The following is a 16,360-nucleotide window of genomic DNA, read 5'->3' as shown; positions in this document are numbered from 1 at the left end:
AGACTGCGGGTGAACGTAGCGGCATTCGAACGTGAGTCACAAGTCGATGCAGCGGAGATCACGCGAAGATCACATTCTTGACGCTCCGTCAGTTCCGGGGCTCACTTGTGGGAAGCGCTGAACTCCACCGGAAGCGTGCGCAGGCCACGCATGATGAGCCCGCCGCGCCACCGCAGTTCCGCCGGATCGGCCCCAAGTCGCAGGTCCGGCAGGCGAGTCAGCAGCGTCGCGAGCGCCGTCTGCCCCTCCAGCCGGGCCAGCGGCGCCCCCAGGCAGTAGTGGATGCCGTGCCCGTACCCGAGGTGCTGGTTGTCGCGCCGTGCCAGGTCGAGCGTGTCCGGTTCCCCGAAGCGCGCCGGATCCCGGTCCGCGGCCGCGAGCACCACCAGGACCGGATCGCCGGCCGGGATCTCCTGCCCGCCGATCGTCAGCGCCTGCGTGGCGAACCGCCAGGTCGCCAGCTCCACCGGCCCGTCGTACCGCAGCAGCTCCTCGACCCCCGTCTCCAGGAGCCCCCGCTCCCCCGCCGCGATCGACTCCTGGAGACGGGAGCGCTGCTCCGGGTTGCGCAGCAGCGCGTACACCCCGTTGCCGATGAGGTTGACCGTGGTCTCGAAACCGGCGAAGAGCAGGATGAAGGCCATCGCCGCGGCCTCGTTCTCGGTGAGGTGCTCGCCGTGGTCGGAGGCCTTGATGAGCCCGGAGATCAGGTCGTCGCCCGGCTCTTCGCGCTTCCTGTGGATCAGCTCCGCCAGATAGCCGCGCATCTTCTTCACCGACCGCGCCACCCCGCCGCGCGGCCCGCCGCCGTGCCGGATCATCATCCCGGCCCAGTCCCGGAAGTCGTCCTGGTCCTCCGCCGGCACGCCGAGCAGGTCGCAGATCGCGTAGATGGGCAGCGGGAAGGCGAACTCGTGGATCAGGTCCGCGCTCCCCCGCTCCGCGAACCCGTCGATCAGCCGGTCCGTCAGCTCCTGCACCCGCGGTGCGAACTCCGCCACCCGCCGGGGCGTGAACGCCTTCGACACCAGCCGCCGCAGCCGGGTGTGGTCCGGCGGGTCGATGTTCAGGAGGTGGGTCATCAGCTCGGCCTTGCGCTCGCCCGGAATGCCCGTCTTGCCCTTGGCGTGCGCCGGCTCGTCGTGGTGCGCCGGATTCTTCGACAGCCGCTGGTCCGCGAGCGCCTGCCGCGCGTCCGCGTACCGCGTGACCAGCCAGGCCTCCACCCCGCTCGGCAGCTTCGCCCGGTGCACGGGCGCGTGCTCGCGCAGCCAGGCGTACGCCGGGTAAGGATCGGTGGCGAACTCCCAGGTGAAGAGCTCGGGCGCGGGGGCGGGAAGGGAGGCGGCGAGCGGCGGAACGGAAGAGGCGGGGGGCTGGTCGGGCATGCTCCCGACACTAACCCCCCGCCTCTGCGGGCACGCGCCCCGTGCCGTCACACAGGGCGCGCATCCTTGTATACGGGTCACATCCGGGCGTACACGCCCTTCGCCGTCAGCTGGTCGAAGGGCAGCCGCGCCACGGTGGCGTTGTCCACCGGGAACGGCGCGCCCACCGTCGTGATCTCGGCGTCCGGCAGCGCCCTGCGGATCAGCGTGAACTCGTCCAGCGCCCCCTTCAGGCGGTCCTTGGCCGTGCCGCCGGGGCGCGCGCCCAGCTGCAGGCCCCGGACGTCGAAGCCGTCCTGGTAGGTCACCGAGCCGGCGACCGCACCGGTCGCGACCGCCTGCAGGGCGGTGCCGTCGCCGACCGACAGGGTCAGCTGCCCGCCGGCCCGGCGCAGCACCACGTGCCGCCAGGTGCCGTCGCCGAACACCGTGCCCGCGGGCGCCCTGGCCTCCAGGCTGGTGATCCCGGCGTCCGTCTGGAAGTGGGCCACGATCTTGTTCTCGTCGGTCACGGCACGGATCCACAGCTGGCGCTCCGCGGTACCGACCCCGTACGCCCAGACGAGCACCGGGGTCGTGTTCTCGGCCTGCTGGAAGCGCACCCAGGTCGCCAGCGTGAAGTCGCCGGAGCCGAGCGCCCTGTCCTTGCCGTAGGTGAGTTCCACGCCGTCGTCGACGCCGTCGAGGTCGAGGCTGCGGCCGAACTTCGCGCCCGTGTCGGTGGGCGACGCGCCACCCCGCAGGTATCCGTGACCGCAGTGCCGCGAGGCGTCGGGGGTGGCGCGCGCGGCCGGGTCGTCGGCGGCCCGGGCCACGAGGTGCTGCTCCGTGTGACCGCCCTCCATCGTCCACCAGACGACCGGGTCGCGGGGAGCGGCCGAACCACCGACGGCCGTGCCGGCGATGGCGGTCTCCTCGGCCGCCGACAGGGCCCGCTTGTAGTAGCGGAAGTCGTCGAGCTCGCCGGTGAGGATGTCGAGGTCGCCGGGCTTGGAGCCGATCCGGAAGCCCTCGGGGGCGACGATCCCGTCCGTGAAGGAGCCGGTGACGTTCGCGGCGTCCTTGGTGTACGCGGGGTCGTTGTCGACGCGCAGCGTGACCGTGGACTCCTGCGGGGTCCCGGTCTCCTTCCTACGGGTCAGCGTCAGCAGGTGCCAGGCGTTGTCGCCGAAGGCGACCCGGTCGGTCTTCGTGTCGGGCAGGTCGATCGCGACCGAGACCTGGCCGGTCTCCACGCGCGCCGTCAGCCGGTCGGTGGACGGCTTGGCGCGCACCCACAGCGACGGCTTGCCCGAGGTCGAGCCGTACGCCCACAGCAGCGCCGCGTCGTGGGTGTTCACCGTGGAGTCGTAGCGGAACCAGAGGGCGAAGGTGAAGTCCCCGTCGCCGTTGTCCACGGCCGGCACGTACGGCACCTCCACGCCCGGGAGGGCCGGCGAGACGCCGAGCGCGCCCTGCCCGATGCGCCCCTTCACGAGCACCTTGGAGTCCTCCGTGCTCGCGGTGCCGAGCAGGGTGCCGTCGGCGCAGTGGCCGGAGACGTCGTCCTGGATCCTGACGTTCGCGAGCGCCGTGGGGTCGGCGGTGTCGACGACCTCGAAGGGCAGGTGGGCCTTCAGCGCGGCCGGGGCGACCTTCTCGGGCTCCGCGCCGCGCAGGGCTGCCCGGTCGGCGTCGGACAGGACCGTGCCGTACAGACGGAACTCGTCGAGGGTGCCGGTGAACCCGTCGGTGGGGTCGGTGCCGAGCTTGTCGCCGAGCCGGATGCCCGCCGGGTTGTCCTTGCGCTGCGGCGCGAGCCGGCCGGCGTCGGGCGCCGGCACCGGGGCCGAGACGAGGTCGTCGACCCGCAGCGTGGCCTCGGCCCCCTTGCGGGTGAGGACCAGGTGGTGCCACAGGCCGTCGCCGAACGCCTTCGCGGTGGTGTTCTCCGGCGCCTTGACGGTCAGCGTCACATGCTGCCCGCTGTCGCCCTCCACGCGCGCCATGACCTGGTTGCCGGCCGGCTGCACACGGACCCACACCTGCGGCTTGGGGTCGCCCACGCCGTACGCCCACAGCAGCGTCTGCTGCGGGCTGGCGGCAGTGGCGTCGTACCTGAAGAAGAGGGAGTACGTGACGTCTCCCGCACCCGGGTCGAGCGACGGGGTGTACGGCAGGTCGGCCGAACCGGCCGTGCCGTCGACGCCGCCGCTGAGCGTCAGGCCCTGCCCGAACCGCCGCTGGCCGAACTCCGCGCCCGCGCCGAGAGCGGCGCCCGTGCCGAGGTAGGCGTCGTTCGCCTCCACGGTCGTGTCGGGCGAGGTCCGGCCCGCGGGCTGGGCGGCCTGAGGGAAGGCCGAGCCCCTCTTGGCGAAGGTGCCCGGGATGCCGAGGCTGTCCACCGTGAAGCGGGTGAAGTAGATGTGCTGGGCCGAGAAGGACTGGCCGCCCTCGTGGACCATGCCGATGTCGCCGGCGGTCAGCTCGGCCAGGTCGGAGTAGCCGGCCCGGTCGCCGAGCACCTTGGCGACCTGCCCGCCGGGGGCGTCGAGCCAGGTGGTGCCGCCGTTGTCGGAGTAGCGGATCCGCAGATCCTGGCGGTTCTTCATGTGCGACGGGGTCGACATCAGGAGCAGGTCGCCCGGCCGGGAGCGGTACGTCTGGCGCGGGGCGAGGAGCCCGACCTGGACGTCGGCGCCCTTCCAGCCCTTCGTCAGCTGGAACTTCGGCACCTGGTAGCCGCCGTCGGGCAGGTCGGCGCCGACGGCGTGGCCGCGGTGGCCCTCGATCTGCGCCGGATCCGTCGCGCTGACCCGCACGTCGTACGGGCTGCGCGCACTCACGTACACCTGACCGCCGGGCAGCTCGGCCACCACCGGCTCGCCGGGCTTCAGGACGGGGTCCTCCGGCTGGGCGCCGGGCGGCAGGGCGGGCAGGTCGCCGGCCCGCAGGAAGGTGTTCTCGTTGGCACTCGCCTTCCAGGTCCGGCCCTTGTCGTCGCTGTACAGGACGCCGGCGCGCTGGTCCTCCGCGCCCGCCTTCAGGCTGACCGTCTCGTACGCGCCGACGACCAGCCGCCCCTCGTGCGGGCCCTCCTGGAGCTGGATGCCGTGCGCGGGGCCCGTACCGAACCAGCCCGTGCCGGTGGTGAGACGCGGGATGGCGCGGGGCGCGCCGAAGGTGAGGCCGTCGTCGTCGGACTGCTGCACCCACGACAGGCGGGTGCTGGCGGGGGTGGCGTTCTCCGAGTTGGACAGCAGGAAGACCGCGCCGTCCTTCTCCGCGACCGGCGACGGGTTGCCCCGCACGTGCAGGGCGTCCGGGTCGCCGTCGGTGCCGGACAGCACGACCCGCATCGGGGACCAGGTGCGCCCGTCGTTGGTGGAGCGGCGCACCACGATGTCGATGGGGCCGCGGTCCGCGCACGAGGGCGAGGTCCGGCCCTCGGCGAAGGCGAGCAGCGTGCCCTTCGCCGTACGCACGAGCGTGGGTATGCGGAAACAGCCGTAGCCGGCGGTGCCGGAGCGGAACAGCACCTGCTGGTCGCCGAGTTTGCCGTCGGCGGACGTCTGGGTGCCGCTCGCCGCGGCCGGGGCGGCGGCCGCGAGACCGAGCGCGGGCACGAGCGGGACGAGGACGGCGAGGGAGGCGAGGAGGGTGACGGGCCGGGATCCGCATCGGGATCCGAATCGGGATCCTGACCGGGATCCTGACCGGGTTTTCAGTCGAAGCATGATCGAGAAACTAGAGGGCCCCTCCGGCGGGACGCGCGGATTCCACTCCCCGGCCATGGAGTTGTGATCGTCACGTGACGCGCGGTGGCCTAGATTCACCCCGTGGATGCCCAGTTGCTACGTCACACGTTCGCGGTCGTCGAGAGGCGGGCGGAGCACGCCGTCACGTTCTTCTACTCGCACCTCTTCTGGAACAACCCGGGCATGCGCGCACTGTTCCCCGAGGACATGGCCCCGCAGCGGGACCGCATCTTCGCCGCCCTCACCCATGTCGTGACCCACCTGGACGAGCCCGGACTCGCCGACTACCTGGGCGCGCTGGGCCGGGACCACCGCAAGTTCCTGGCCACGCCCGCCCTTTACAGCGCCGTCGGCGCCAGCCTCCTCGCCGCCTTCGCGCACGCGGCCGGCGCGGCCTGGACGGTGGCCGCGGAGAAGGCGTGGACGGAGGCGTACGGGCTCGTCGCCGACCTGATGAAGGCCGGCGCCGAGGCGTCCGTGGCGGAGGGCCAGCCCGCCTGGTGGGACGCCGACGTCGTACGGCACGAGCGGTTCGGTGAGGACCTGGCCCTGCTGACCCTGCGGCCCCGGCAGCCCTACCCGTACCTGGCCGGCCAGTACGTCAGCGTCAGCTCGCTGCACGTGCCCCGGGTCTGGCGCACCTACTCGCTCGCCAACGCGCCCCGCCCGGACGGCACCCTCGACCTGCACGTCAGCCGGGTCCTCGGCGGCCTGATGAGCCCCACGCTCACCGAGCGGCTCCGGGTCGGCGAGACCCTGCGCCTGAGCACCCCCGGCGGCGCGCTCACCGCCCGGACCCCGCCGGGCAAACCCCGCACCTACATAGCGGCGGGAACGGGCTGGGCCCCGGTGAGGGCACTCCTGGAGGAGGCCGCCGCGGACGAACCGGCGCTGGAGGGGCGGCTGTTCGTCGTCGCCCGCGCCAAGGAGTACCTGTACGGGAAGGCGGACGCCGAGCGCTTCCGGGAGCTCATACCGGGCCTCCACGTCACGTACATCACCGCCGCGCCGTTACGCCCCCGCGACCAGGCCACCGAGCGCCTCGTCCAGGCGCTCCGCGCGTCCGTCAACTGGCCCGCCCACGACGTCTACCTGGCGGGCCCGCCGGGCTTCCTGACGGAGGTCGCCGAGGAACTGGAGGACCTGGGCACCGACCCGTGCCGCGTCTTCCACGACACCCTGCCGGCCGTGGGCCGCTTCACCACCCGCCCGAGCACCCGCGCGGAATGGCTGATCGAACCCCCACAACTCCACTGGCACAACCCGGAGGCGCGGGCACCACGGGAGCGGTGAGCCGCGGGCACCACGGGACGGTGGCCGCGAGCACCCCCGCCGCACGCCACAGGAGCCGTGAGCGCCGCTACGCCTCGTCCCCGAGGCCCTCCGCCGCGCGGATCGCGTCCCGGTAGAGCCGGCCCGCCGCCCGCAGGGCCGCCTCCGGGTCGACCCCGGCGGCCTCCGCCCGTACGGCCAGGGCGAGCAGCTCGTAGCCGATGCCGTCCCCGGCCGGCGGCGCGACGTCGAGACCGGCGGTGCGCACCCGCCCCGCGAGCTTCGCGGCGAGCGCGAGCCCCGGCTGCCCCAGCGGCACCCCGTCCGTCACCGACTCCCGCTGCTTCTCCACGGCCTTGGTCCGCAGCCAGTGCGCCTTGACCTCCTCCGGCGTCTCGGCGGTCGCGTCGCCGAAGACGTGCGGATGGCGGTGGACGAGCTTCTCGACGATCGTCCCGGCCACGTCGTCGATGGAGAACGGCTCCTCGCCGTCCTCCTCGGCGATCCGGGCGTGGAAGACGACCTGCAGCAGTACGTCGCCGAGCTCCTCGCGCAGCGCCTCGCGGTCGCCGTCCTCGATGGCCTCGACGAGCTCGTAGGACTCCTCGATGCCGTACTTGGCGAGCCCCTTGTGGGTCTGCTGCGAGGACCACGGGCATTCGCGCCTGATCCGGTCCATGACCTGCACCAGGTCGAGCAGCCGCGCCCCCGGCAGGTCGTACGAGCCGGGCAGCAGCTCCAGGTCGGGCATGGCGACCCGCCCGGAGCCGGCCATCCGCGCGAGCCCGTCGGTCAGCGCCCGGTCCCCCTCGCCGGACGGCAGCACGAGGACGGTCCGGCCCCCGGCGCACGCCTCGACCAGCTCCTCGGCGGAGGGCCGCAGGTGCTCGACGGCGACGCCGGCCTCCCGCAGGTACGGCAGTTGCGGGTGGTCACCGTCGGGGCACAGCACCCGGTCGGCTCCGTGCAGCGCCTGCCAGGCGGGCCAGGACAGCAGTCCGGGCGCCACCCGGTGACTGGCGGTGAGCAGGACGATGCGGCCGGGGTCGGGATTCTGCGCGTTCACCCCTCGAACCTACCCCGGCCCACGGTCACAGCGACTGCTCGGGCGCCTTGCTGATCTGCCGCACCCAGGGCGCGGTGTAGGTGGCGAGCTGGATCTTCTCGTCGTCCCAGGTGCCGAAGCGCGGGTTCACGTCGATCTTCAGCGCCTTGGAGGCCTGGCTGAAGGTCTCGGTGAGCTTCTTCTGGCCCTCGGGGGTGTTGGTGACGCCCAGCTTCGCGGCGATCTTGTTCATGAGGACGGCCCGCCGGGCGACGTCGTCGATCCGGCCCGGCGCCACGCCCTGCTGCTGGAGCAGTACGTCCGCCATCTGCTTCTCGCCGCCGCTCTCGCGGGCGAAGTCGGCGCGGGTCTTCTGGATCTCGCCGCGGCTCGCGCTGATCCCGTTGTCCTCGGCGACCTTGTCGACCACCCGGTCGAAGATCATGGTGTGCAGCTTCTGCCGGCTGAGGTCGCCGGTCTCCTTGATCAGCTGCGCGGACTGCGGCGAGGCCTGCTGGGCCGCCCGTACGTCCTTGACCTGCGCCTGCAGGCTGGAGACCTCGATCCGCTGCCCGCCGACGACGGCCGCCGCCCCCGGGTGGGCATCACTGCCGCAGGCGGTGAGCAGCGGAGCCGCGGCGAGCAGCGCGGCGGCGGAGACGGAGAGCGCGGTGCGGCGGTGCAAAGGAGCCTCCCGGCGTGGGTCGTGCGTCAGTGGGACGACCGTGCGGTGATCGATGTTAGGCAGTCGCGGTGGCGTGGACCACTACTTGGCAGCGACTGTTTCGGTCAACGACTCACGTGTTCGGGTGGTGTCGGGTCGCAGCATGATCGTCCGGGAGAGCACGAAGGTCACCGGGATCGCGGCCGCGGCGGCGAGCAGCGGGGCGTAGCGGCTGTCGACGGACAGGAGGTCGACCAGGACGTAGACGCCGACCGTGGTGATGACGAAGTTCGCCGCGTTGGTGAGCGGGAAGAGGAGGAACTTCCGCCAGGTCGGGCGGGTGCGGTAGGTGAAGTACGAGGTGAGGAAGAAGGAGCCGACCATGGACAGCGCGAAGGCGACGACGTGCGCGGCGATGTACGGCAGCCACAGCCCGAAGAGCAGGTAGAGCCCGTAGTACGTGCCGGTGTTCACGACGCCGACCAGGGCGAAGCGGAACACCTGCCCCGCCACGGCGGTACGGGTCATCGGCGCAGCAGCTCCTCGTCACGCGTCTCGTCACGCGTCTCGGCGCCCGTCTCGGCGCGCCTCTCGTCACGCGTCTCGTCACCCGTCTCGTCTCGCGGGCGCGGGCGCGGGACGCTCGCGTTGGTCGCCTTCACCAGATAGTGCGGGCGACGCTTCACCTCGTAGTAGATGCGGCCCACGTACTCGCCGACAAGCCCCAGCATCACCATCTGCACCCCCGCGAGCGCCGTGACCGTGACGAGCAGGGTGACATAACCGGGTGTGTCCACGCCGTTCACCAGCGCGACACCGACGATCCAGGCGGCGTACGCGAAAGCCACTCCGACCAGGATCATTCCGAGATAGACGGCGGCCCGCAGCGGCTTGTTGTTGAAGGAGAGAAGGCCGTCGAGACCGTAGTTGAGGAGCTTTCCGAACGTCCATTTCGAACGTCCCTCCTCACGCACCGCATTCTCGTACTCGAACGTCGTCGACCGGAACCCGACCCAGGCGAACAGACCCTTGGAGAAACGGTTGTATTCGGTCAGTTCCAGAATCGAGTCGACCGTACGGCGGGAAAGCAGCCGGAAGTCGCCGACGCCGTCCACGAGCTCGACGTCCACCAGGCGGTTGATCGCCCAGTAGTAGACGCGGGCGGTCAGCGTGCGGGTGACGCGGTCGCCGGTGCGGGTGCGACGGGCGATGACCTGGTCGTATCCCTCGGCGTGCAGGGTCACCATGCGGTGCACGAGCTCCGGCGGGTGCTGGAGGTCGGCGTCCATGATCACGACGGCGTCGCCCTTCGCGTGCTGGAGGCCGGCCAGCATCGCCGCCTCCTTGCCGAAGTTGCGACTGAAGGAGACATAGCGCGCCCGGGGATCGCCGGCGGCGATCCCCTCCAGGAGCGGCAGGGTTCGGTCATGGCTTCCGTCGTCCACATAGACCAGCTCGAATTCTCCGTCGAAACGGGAGAGTTCTGCGGTCACATGGTCGTGGAAGCGACCGATGATCTCTTCTTCGTTGAAGCACGGGACCACGATCGAGAGCAGCACGCACGCCACGACAACGGAGACGGATGTCGCAGGCGGATTCCACCGGTGACGGTCAGGCGACCATTGAATGAACGACCCGGCGCTGGGGGCGATTTCACGCATTATCGCTGTCATATTCGAAGCACCATGAAGATCCGTATGCCGCGTGCCGCCGGACGGGCCCCCCTTCTGGCCGCCCTCCTCACCGCCGTCGCCGTGTGCGCGGGCGACGCCGTCGCCACCACCTTCCCCTTCGGCCACCACCGCCGCAGCGTCAACGACCTGGGCAACCAGTTCCTGCCCTTCCACGCGCACCTCTGGGACCTGCTGCACGGCCGGACCGACGGCGGACTGCTGCTGAACTGGCAGTCCGGCTGGGGCACCAGCTTCGTGCCCGACCTCGGCACCTACGTCACCAGCCCGTTCGCACCGCTCGTCGCCCTCGCGCCCCGCGCCGACCTGGCGTACGCGCTGTACGCGATCACCGTCCTGAAGATGGCGGCCGCCGCCGCCGCGATGGCCTTCCTGCTGCCCCGGCTGCGGCCTGCCGCCGATCCGCGCCTGTGGTGGGGAGCGGGGCTGCTCGGCGCCGCGTACGGGCTGTGCGGCTGGGCCGTCCTGGAGGCGGTCTACAACCCGATGTGGATGGACGGTCTGATCGCCTTCCCCCTCCTGTGCCTGGTGGGCGTATGGGTACGGGAGGGGCGGCGCCCGGTGCTCGGGCCGCTGGTCGTCACCGTGTGCTGGACCGCCAACTTCTACACCGCCTACATGGCCACGCTGGGCGCCGCGCTCGTGCTGGTCGTGACCGCACCGCACTGGCGGGTGATCCTGCGCGGCGCGCTGACCGTGCTGCTCGGCGTGGGCCTCGCCGCGCCGGTCCTGGCGCCGGTCTTCCTCGGCACGAAGCACGCCTACCCCGGCGTCGTCCGGGAGTTCGGGCCGGCCGGCGGGGCGGACCTCGCCGCCCGCCTGATGCCCGCCACCTACGGCTTCTCCACCCCCGCGCTCTTCGTCTTCACCGCCGTGCCGGTGCTCGCCGCCTCGCTGCTGTTCCGGCGCCGCCCGCTGTGGCCGGCCGTCGTCGCGGGTGTCGCGCTGTCCCTCCAGTGGGGCCCGACGCACCTGGTGTGGCACATCTTCGCGACCCCCAACGGCAGCCCCTACCGGCAGACCTTCGTCCTCACCGGCGTGCTCGTGCTCGCCGCCTGGACGGCCGTCGCCGACGGGCTGCCGGACCGGCGCTCGGTCCTCGGCGGCACCGCCGTCGTGGGCGTGCTCGCGCTCGCGGCACTGGGCAGCGGCGAGGCCACCCCCGCCGGCTGGGCACTGTTCGCGGCGGGCCTCGGGGCGGCACTCGTCTTCGTCCTGCTCCGGCACCGGCGGCTCGCGGCCGCCCTGGTGGCCGCGGTGCTCGTCGCGCAGGCCGCGGCGACCACCGCCTGGGGCGACAAGGAACGGCTCGCCCGCCTCGACGACTACCCCGCCTGGAGCGCCGCCGACACCCGCCGCGCCGCCGCCCTCGCCGACGCCGACGGCTGGCCCGCCTACCGCACCGACTCCGGCCGCCCCCAGACCACCGCCAACGAACCCATGCTCCTCGGCGGCCAGGGCGGCGCCTACTACAGCAGCCTCACCCCCGACGTCCTCACCCGCACCATGGCCGCCCTCGGCGCCGGCTGGACCTCGCGCGGCCGCAACCTCCAGAGCCTGGACAACCCGGTGACCGACGCACTGTTCGCGGTCGGCGCCCGCTGGCGGGACGGCAAGGTGGTGCGTACGGAACCGCCGCTGCCGCTCGTGACCGTACGGCCCCCGGGCCCGGCCCCCGTCTACGGCGCCTCCCCCTTCCGCAACCAGGAACTCCTGCTCGGCGCCCGCGTCTACGAGCCGCCGACGGCGCACGGGGCCTGCCGCGTCGGCACCGAGGTGTTCTTCTGGTCCCCCGACCACACCGGCACGGTCCGCTTCGGCGACCGCACGGTCAAGCTCCGCGGGCAGCTGCAGAAGTGGCGGGCCACCCTGACCTCGCTGGGCGTCCAGGAGACCGAGGGGCTGCGCCCCGAGCTGCCGCGCAAGGGCGAGCTCGCCTGCCTGGACCACACCCGGCTCCGTACCGCCCTGGCGGCGCTCCGCGCGACCGCCCCCACCTCGATCCAGGTCACCGACTCCGGCGTACGCGCCACCCTGCGCCCCGGCACCCGCGGCACCCTCGTCCTGTCCTCCCCCCGCATCGCCGGCTGGCAGTGCCAGGGCCGCCCCGCGAAGGCGTACGGCGGACTCGTCGCCGTCCCCGTCGACGGCGAGACAACGGTCTCCTGCGCCTTCCGGCCGCCGGGGCTGCGGCTCGGGCCGGCAGTGGGCGGGGTGGCGGCGCTCGGGCTCGCCGCCCTGTGGACGCTGTCCACGATGCGCCGCAGAAAAAGCGGAGTTGGCCCGATCTCGCCTGTCTCGCGGGAGCTCGTGAGCGCTTAATGGTGCCCCGCGCTACGCGGGTGCCGCCGATCGCGCAGGGGGACGCATGGACGACAGGACACGTGCCGGCGCACAACCGTCCGAGCCTCCGCAACGGCCGCCGGCACCGCCGGCCGCCACCAGGGACGGCGTCCCGCTCCGCATCAGCCGCCGGATGCTGTGGGTGGGCACCGCGGCCTTTCCGCTGCACAACATCACCCGCGTCGACACCTTCATGCTCAAGCCCGACCGCTGGGCCGCCTTCCTGCGGTTCCTCAAGTGGTTCGTCCTCGTCGCCGTGGTCTACGTCCTGTTCAACGTCGCCCGCGGCACCGCGTCCATCGGCGACAGCGGCGCCCCGGCGGCCGTCATCACCGTGCTCGTCCTGCTCTTCGTCCTCGTGAGGGAGCTGTCCCGACCGTCGACGCCCGTGCTGGCCATCGAGACGGCCAGCGGCTCGATGATGCTCGTGACCCTGCCGGACGCGGAGGAGCTGCGGCGGCTCGTCGGCCGCATCGCCTACGCCATCGACAACCCCGAGGCTGAATTCAGCACCTTCGTGCAGTACGTGCACAACGGCGACAACAACAACGGGGACAAGGTCGTCGTGCTCGGCGGCAACAACATCACGGGGATCAGGAAATGAGCGACGCGACACATCACCACGGCGACGACGTCGGCGGCGACAAGGTCGTCATCAGCGGCGGCACCCACGTCACCGGCATCGTCAAGTACGGCTCCGCCGGCGCCGCCCAGGACGCCGAACTCCGCGCCGCCGTCGAGGAGCTGACCCGACTGCTGCGCGAGCTGCAGGGTCAGGTGGCCCCGGAGCAGGCCCGCGCCATCGAGGAGGCGCTGCCCGCGCTCACCCCGGACCGGGCCGCTCTGAGCCGGCGGGGGCTCACGCTGGCGGCCGTGGCCCAGATCGCCGCCGCCGTGGGGGCCGTGGGGCAACCCGTGGTGGACGCGGTGGGGCGGCTCCTCGGGCTGCTGGGGGCGTAGTCGGCCTCGAGGCGACCACCTGGGCCGTGTTCGCGTCGGCGGTCACGCAGCGGGGCGCTCGCGCCACCAGGCGACCGTCGCCGCGACCTGCTCGGCGAGGGGCGTGGCCCGTACGGCGAACCCGGTCTCGTACGCGCTCGCGTCGATCACGAACGGGCGGTCGAACTGGTAGCGGATCTCCTTGAGTTCGCGGAGCAGCGGGGAGAAGAGCGAGGCGACACCGAGGACGGGGGCCGGGAGCCCGCGTACGGCGACCGGGCCCGTCCCCGCCTGCGCGGCGAGCAGGCCGACCATCTCGCGCACGGACCGGGCGGGCTCGGTCGGGACGTGCCAGGCGCGGCCCCAGGCCCTCTCCTCGCCCGCGAGCTCGGCGAGGGCGCGGGCGACGTCGGGGACGTAACTCCAGCTGTGCGGGGCGTCGGGGTCGCCGAGGGTGGAGACGGACTTGCCGTTCAGCAGGCGCGGCACGACCCGGCCGGCCAGGTGACCGCCGTCGGTGACGCCGGGGCCGAAGAAGTCGGAGGCGCGCAGCTCGACGGCCCTGACGCGGCCCTGTTCGTGCAGGGCGCGCGCCCGCTCCCAGATGCCGGCGCGAAGCGCGCCCTTGGGGCCGGTGGCGGCGAGCGGGAGGTCCTCGGTCATGGGGCCGTCCACCGGGCCGTAGCCGTACAGGTTGCCCAGCATCACCAGGACGGCGCCGGAAGCCTCGGCCGCCGCGAACAGCGACGCGGCCAGGGGCGGGCAGTCGCTCGTCCAGCGGTGGTACGGCGGGGCGGCGCAGCCGTAGACGGCGGCGGCGCCCTTCGTCGCCTCGGCCAGGCGCTCGCCGTCCGCCGCGTCCAACGCGACGTGCTCGATGCCCGGTTCGGGGCTGCGTCCCGACCTCGTGACGACCCGTACGGCATGGCCCTGCCCGGCCAGCAGGCGAGCGGTGGCGGCCCCGGCGGGCCCGAATCCCAGAACGACATGAAGGCTCACTCCCGCACACTAGCGCGAGTGGATCACACGGTCCGGTGCTTAAGCTGCCGGGATGCGAATGACCAGACTCGTGGTGGGGGCGGCTCTGGCCGCCTCCGCCCTCCTCCTGCCCGCCCAACCCGCCCAGGCCGCCGGGGGCTTGGACCCGTTCGACGCGCACTTCACGCTCACCCGCGTGGACGGCGTCAAGACCGATCTCATCGGTGCCGTCGAGGCCGCGGGGGTCTCGACGGCGCCGGTGAGCGAGGTGCTGGGCTCCCGGACCGGCAGGCCCGGGCTGTGCCACGCGACCGGGCTCAACGGCGCCCTGCGCCCCGACGGTTTCTGCTGGGACGACCAGGACGACAGGACCGGGTACACGGACGCGGGCGGCGGGTGGATGCCGCAGGGCTTCGCCGGGGCGCACGCGTCGGGGACGGCGGACGGCACCTACCAGGGGCGGGCCCTGGTCGCCGCGTCGTGGTACTTCGGGACCATGGGCCGGCCGGAGGAGTACACCCGCGTCTCGATCGCCGAGTCGGCCGGCGGCGGCGCTCCGGTCTCGTACGGGCACATCGGGCTCGTCGAGCCGTTGGCGGGCGGCGACTTCACGAAGCCCGTGTTCCCGTCGCACGCGGACGGCCTCGCCTGGTACAAGGACCGGCTGTTCGTCGCCAACGGCGTCGAGCTCCAGGTGTACGACCTGAACCACCTGTGGCGGATGACCGACACCACGAGCAGCGGCACCGGCCTGACCGGCGGCAGGAGCTCGGCCCGGCACCACCGCTGGGCGCTGCCCCTCGTGGCCCGCTACAGCACCCTCAGCACCGCCAGGACCGACGACCCCACGACGGCCTTCCTGCGGGGCACCCCGCGCGCCTGCGGGCCCGCGGCCGAGAACCTCGACGAGCTGTGCCTGAGCAGCCTCAGCGTCGACCTCTCCGACCCGGCCGGCCCGGCGCTGCTGTCGACGGAGCACCGCTCCCAGGGCGGCGCCCGGGTGGTGCGCTGGCCGCTCGCGGACCTGGAGACGGGGACGCCGCCGCAGGTGGCCGCGTACGGCACGGCGTACACGAGTCCGGTGGTCGGCATCCAGGGCATCGCCAAGGGCGGCGACACCTTCTACATGAGCGGCACCTGCCCGACCGGCTCGCCGGCCGGCTACGGCTGCGTCCACGCGGCCCGCGCGGGCGAGGCCACGCGGGTGCTCACCCAGGCGCCTTACCTGTCGCAGGGGCTTTCGTACGACCCGCTCGCGGGCCGGCTCTGGGGGGTCAACGAGGCGCTGGAGAACGCGAGCGGCGGGCGCCGTGTCGTCTTCTCCGTCGACCCGGCGGCGGGCCGGGAGGTGGACGGCTGGTCGTGGCTGGCCAATTCCCACCGCCCGGGCGCCGTGTGTGCGACGCCGCAGGGCAACGCGACGGCGAACGGCACGGTCGTCACCGTCTGGTCGTGTACTGGATCCAATATCCAACGTTGGATGTACGACGCGACGAACGGATTCCTCGTCCACCAGGCGAGCGGCAAGTGCCTGACCCCGAAGGCCAACGGCGCGGACGTCGACGGGGCGGTGCTGACCCTGTGGACGTGCAACCCCGCGAGCGACGTCCAGAAGTTCGCCCCTGACGCCGCCGGCGCGCTCGCCAACCCCTACGGCAAGGCGATCACCCCGAAGGCCGACTCCCTGACGAACGGCACGGTCCTCACCCTCTGGACGAAGGCCACCGGCCCGACGCCGGACGTCCAGGACTGGGCGGTGAAGGGCTTCTAGCAGCCCCTGACGCGAGGAGGGGCCGGCCCCCGTGGCCGGCCCCTCCTCCACACGCGCACGTCGCGCCGCGCGCGTTACTTCTTGGCGACCTCTTCGAGGCAGAGCACGAACTTGTCCGAGCCCAGCTGCTGCGCGAGCGCGGAGAACTTGGTCTCGTCGCACTTGTTCAGGTCGAAGGTGCCCGTGTGGACCTGCGCGACCTTGAACAGGTCGGGCTTGCCCGAGGAGCAGTCCTGGGTGTCCACCTTGGGGTCGTTCTCCTCGCCCGAGACGGTGACGCAGTCGCCGACCTCGGCGTGCACCGGCGCGTCACCGGTGAGGTGCGGCAGGCCGAACTTGACCGCGCCCGCGATCACCAGCAGCACGACGAAGCCGCCGATCTTCTTCAGCAGCGCGCCGCCCTTCTTCGCGGGCGCCGCAGCAGGCTGCTGCTCGGGGGTGGTGAACGGGTCGGACGGCGGAGGCGTGGTCATGAAGGATCCTTGGACGGCGTGGACATGATCGAACGCGCACGTTACACAGCGCGAAACGA

Annotated in this window: 13 protein-coding genes; 5 read left to right on the top strand and 8 right to left on the bottom strand. The window is 72.6% G+C overall.

Features of this window, described 5'->3' with window-relative positions; all coding sequences use genetic code 11:
- Nucleotides 1-101 precede the first annotated feature (101 nt).
- Nucleotides 102-1,388 (bottom strand): cytochrome P450, encoded by a 1,287-nt coding sequence (locus ACIGEZ_RS32565; protein WP_399838480.1) that lies wholly within the window; start codon nucleotides 1,386-1,388, stop codon nucleotides 102-104.
- 77 nt (nucleotides 1,389-1,465) lie between these two features.
- Nucleotides 1,466-4,993 carry a LamG-like jellyroll fold domain-containing protein gene (locus ACIGEZ_RS32560; protein ID WP_399838477.1) on the bottom strand — a complete coding sequence of 1,176 codons (3,528 nt, stop codon included), beginning with the start codon at nucleotides 4,991-4,993 and terminating at the stop codon, nucleotides 1,466-1,468.
- Between the two features lie 213 nt (nucleotides 4,994-5,206).
- Here ACIGEZ_RS32560 and ACIGEZ_RS32555 point away from each other — a divergent pair, with 213 nt between their 5' ends.
- A complete protein-coding gene (locus tag ACIGEZ_RS32555; protein ID WP_399838474.1) occupies nucleotides 5,207-6,418 on the top strand; it encodes a globin domain-containing protein in 1,212 nt (403 codons plus the stop codon).
- Between the two features lie 67 nt (nucleotides 6,419-6,485).
- Here ACIGEZ_RS32555 and ACIGEZ_RS32550 read toward each other — a convergent pair whose 3' ends face one another.
- From ACIGEZ_RS32550 to ACIGEZ_RS32535, 4 genes are all read right to left on the bottom strand, one after another.
- Entirely contained in the window at nucleotides 6,486-7,463 is a 978-nt protein-coding gene (locus ACIGEZ_RS32550) for a nucleoside triphosphate pyrophosphohydrolase (protein WP_399838471.1), read from the bottom strand.
- A gap of 25 nt (nucleotides 7,464-7,488) precedes the next feature.
- Nucleotides 7,489-8,127, bottom strand: coding sequence for a SurA N-terminal domain-containing protein (locus tag ACIGEZ_RS32545; protein ID WP_399838469.1), 639 nt, complete (start codon nucleotides 8,125-8,127; stop codon nucleotides 7,489-7,491).
- A gap of 81 nt (nucleotides 8,128-8,208) precedes the next feature.
- Nucleotides 8,209-8,634: a GtrA family protein gene (locus ACIGEZ_RS32540; RefSeq protein WP_399838466.1), complete on the bottom strand. Its 426-nt coding sequence runs from the start codon at nucleotides 8,632-8,634 to the stop codon at nucleotides 8,209-8,211.
- On the bottom strand, nucleotides 8,631-9,665 hold the full coding sequence (locus tag ACIGEZ_RS32535) for a glycosyltransferase family 2 protein (RefSeq protein WP_399838464.1): 1,035 nt from the start codon (nucleotides 9,663-9,665) through the stop codon (nucleotides 8,631-8,633). Before ACIGEZ_RS32535 ends, ACIGEZ_RS32540 begins: the two co-directional genes overlap by 4 nt.
- Nucleotides 9,666-9,791: 126 nt before the next feature.
- On the opposite strand from ACIGEZ_RS32535, the gene ACIGEZ_RS32530 reads away from it, so the two are divergent.
- From ACIGEZ_RS32530 to ACIGEZ_RS32520, 3 genes are read left to right on the top strand one after another with little or no spacing between them, the layout of a single operon-like run.
- The gene (locus tag ACIGEZ_RS32530) at nucleotides 9,792-12,119 is read left to right on the top strand and encodes a YfhO family protein (protein ID WP_399838461.1); all 2,328 of its coding nucleotides are present in this window, start codon (nucleotides 9,792-9,794) and stop codon (nucleotides 12,117-12,119) included.
- 46 nt (nucleotides 12,120-12,165) lie between these two features.
- A complete protein-coding gene (locus ACIGEZ_RS32525; RefSeq protein WP_399838458.1) occupies nucleotides 12,166-12,744 on the top strand; it encodes a DUF6232 family protein in 579 nt (192 codons plus the stop codon).
- Nucleotides 12,741-13,100: a hypothetical protein gene (locus tag ACIGEZ_RS32520; protein ID WP_399838456.1), complete on the top strand. Its 360-nt coding sequence runs from the start codon at nucleotides 12,741-12,743 to the stop codon at nucleotides 13,098-13,100. The genes ACIGEZ_RS32525 and ACIGEZ_RS32520 overlap by 4 nt, the downstream gene beginning before the upstream one ends.
- A gap of 42 nt (nucleotides 13,101-13,142) precedes the next feature.
- Here ACIGEZ_RS32520 and ACIGEZ_RS32515 read toward each other — a convergent pair whose 3' ends face one another.
- Nucleotides 13,143-14,078 (bottom strand): NAD-dependent epimerase/dehydratase family protein, encoded by a 936-nt coding sequence (locus ACIGEZ_RS32515; RefSeq protein ID WP_399838453.1) that lies wholly within the window; start codon nucleotides 14,076-14,078, stop codon nucleotides 13,143-13,145.
- Nucleotides 14,079-14,130: 52 nt separating this feature from the next.
- Here ACIGEZ_RS32515 and ACIGEZ_RS32510 point away from each other — a divergent pair, with 52 nt between their 5' ends.
- Nucleotides 14,131-15,828 carry an RICIN domain-containing protein gene (locus ACIGEZ_RS32510; RefSeq protein WP_399838450.1) on the top strand — a complete coding sequence of 566 codons (1,698 nt, stop codon included), beginning with the start codon at nucleotides 14,131-14,133 and terminating at the stop codon, nucleotides 15,826-15,828.
- Between the two features lie 74 nt (nucleotides 15,829-15,902).
- Here ACIGEZ_RS32510 and ACIGEZ_RS32505 read toward each other — a convergent pair whose 3' ends face one another.
- A complete protein-coding gene (locus ACIGEZ_RS32505; RefSeq protein ID WP_399838447.1) occupies nucleotides 15,903-16,301 on the bottom strand; it encodes a hypothetical protein in 399 nt (132 codons plus the stop codon).
- Nucleotides 16,302-16,360 lie beyond the last annotated feature (59 nt).

This window comes from Streptomyces sp. NPDC085481 (assembly GCF_044541845.1).
In the GTDB taxonomy this organism is placed as follows: domain Bacteria; phylum Actinomycetota; class Actinomycetes; order Streptomycetales; family Streptomycetaceae; genus Streptomyces.
The sequence above is the reverse complement of the archived record's forward strand: the minus strand, read 5'-3'. Positions and strand labels throughout refer to the sequence as shown.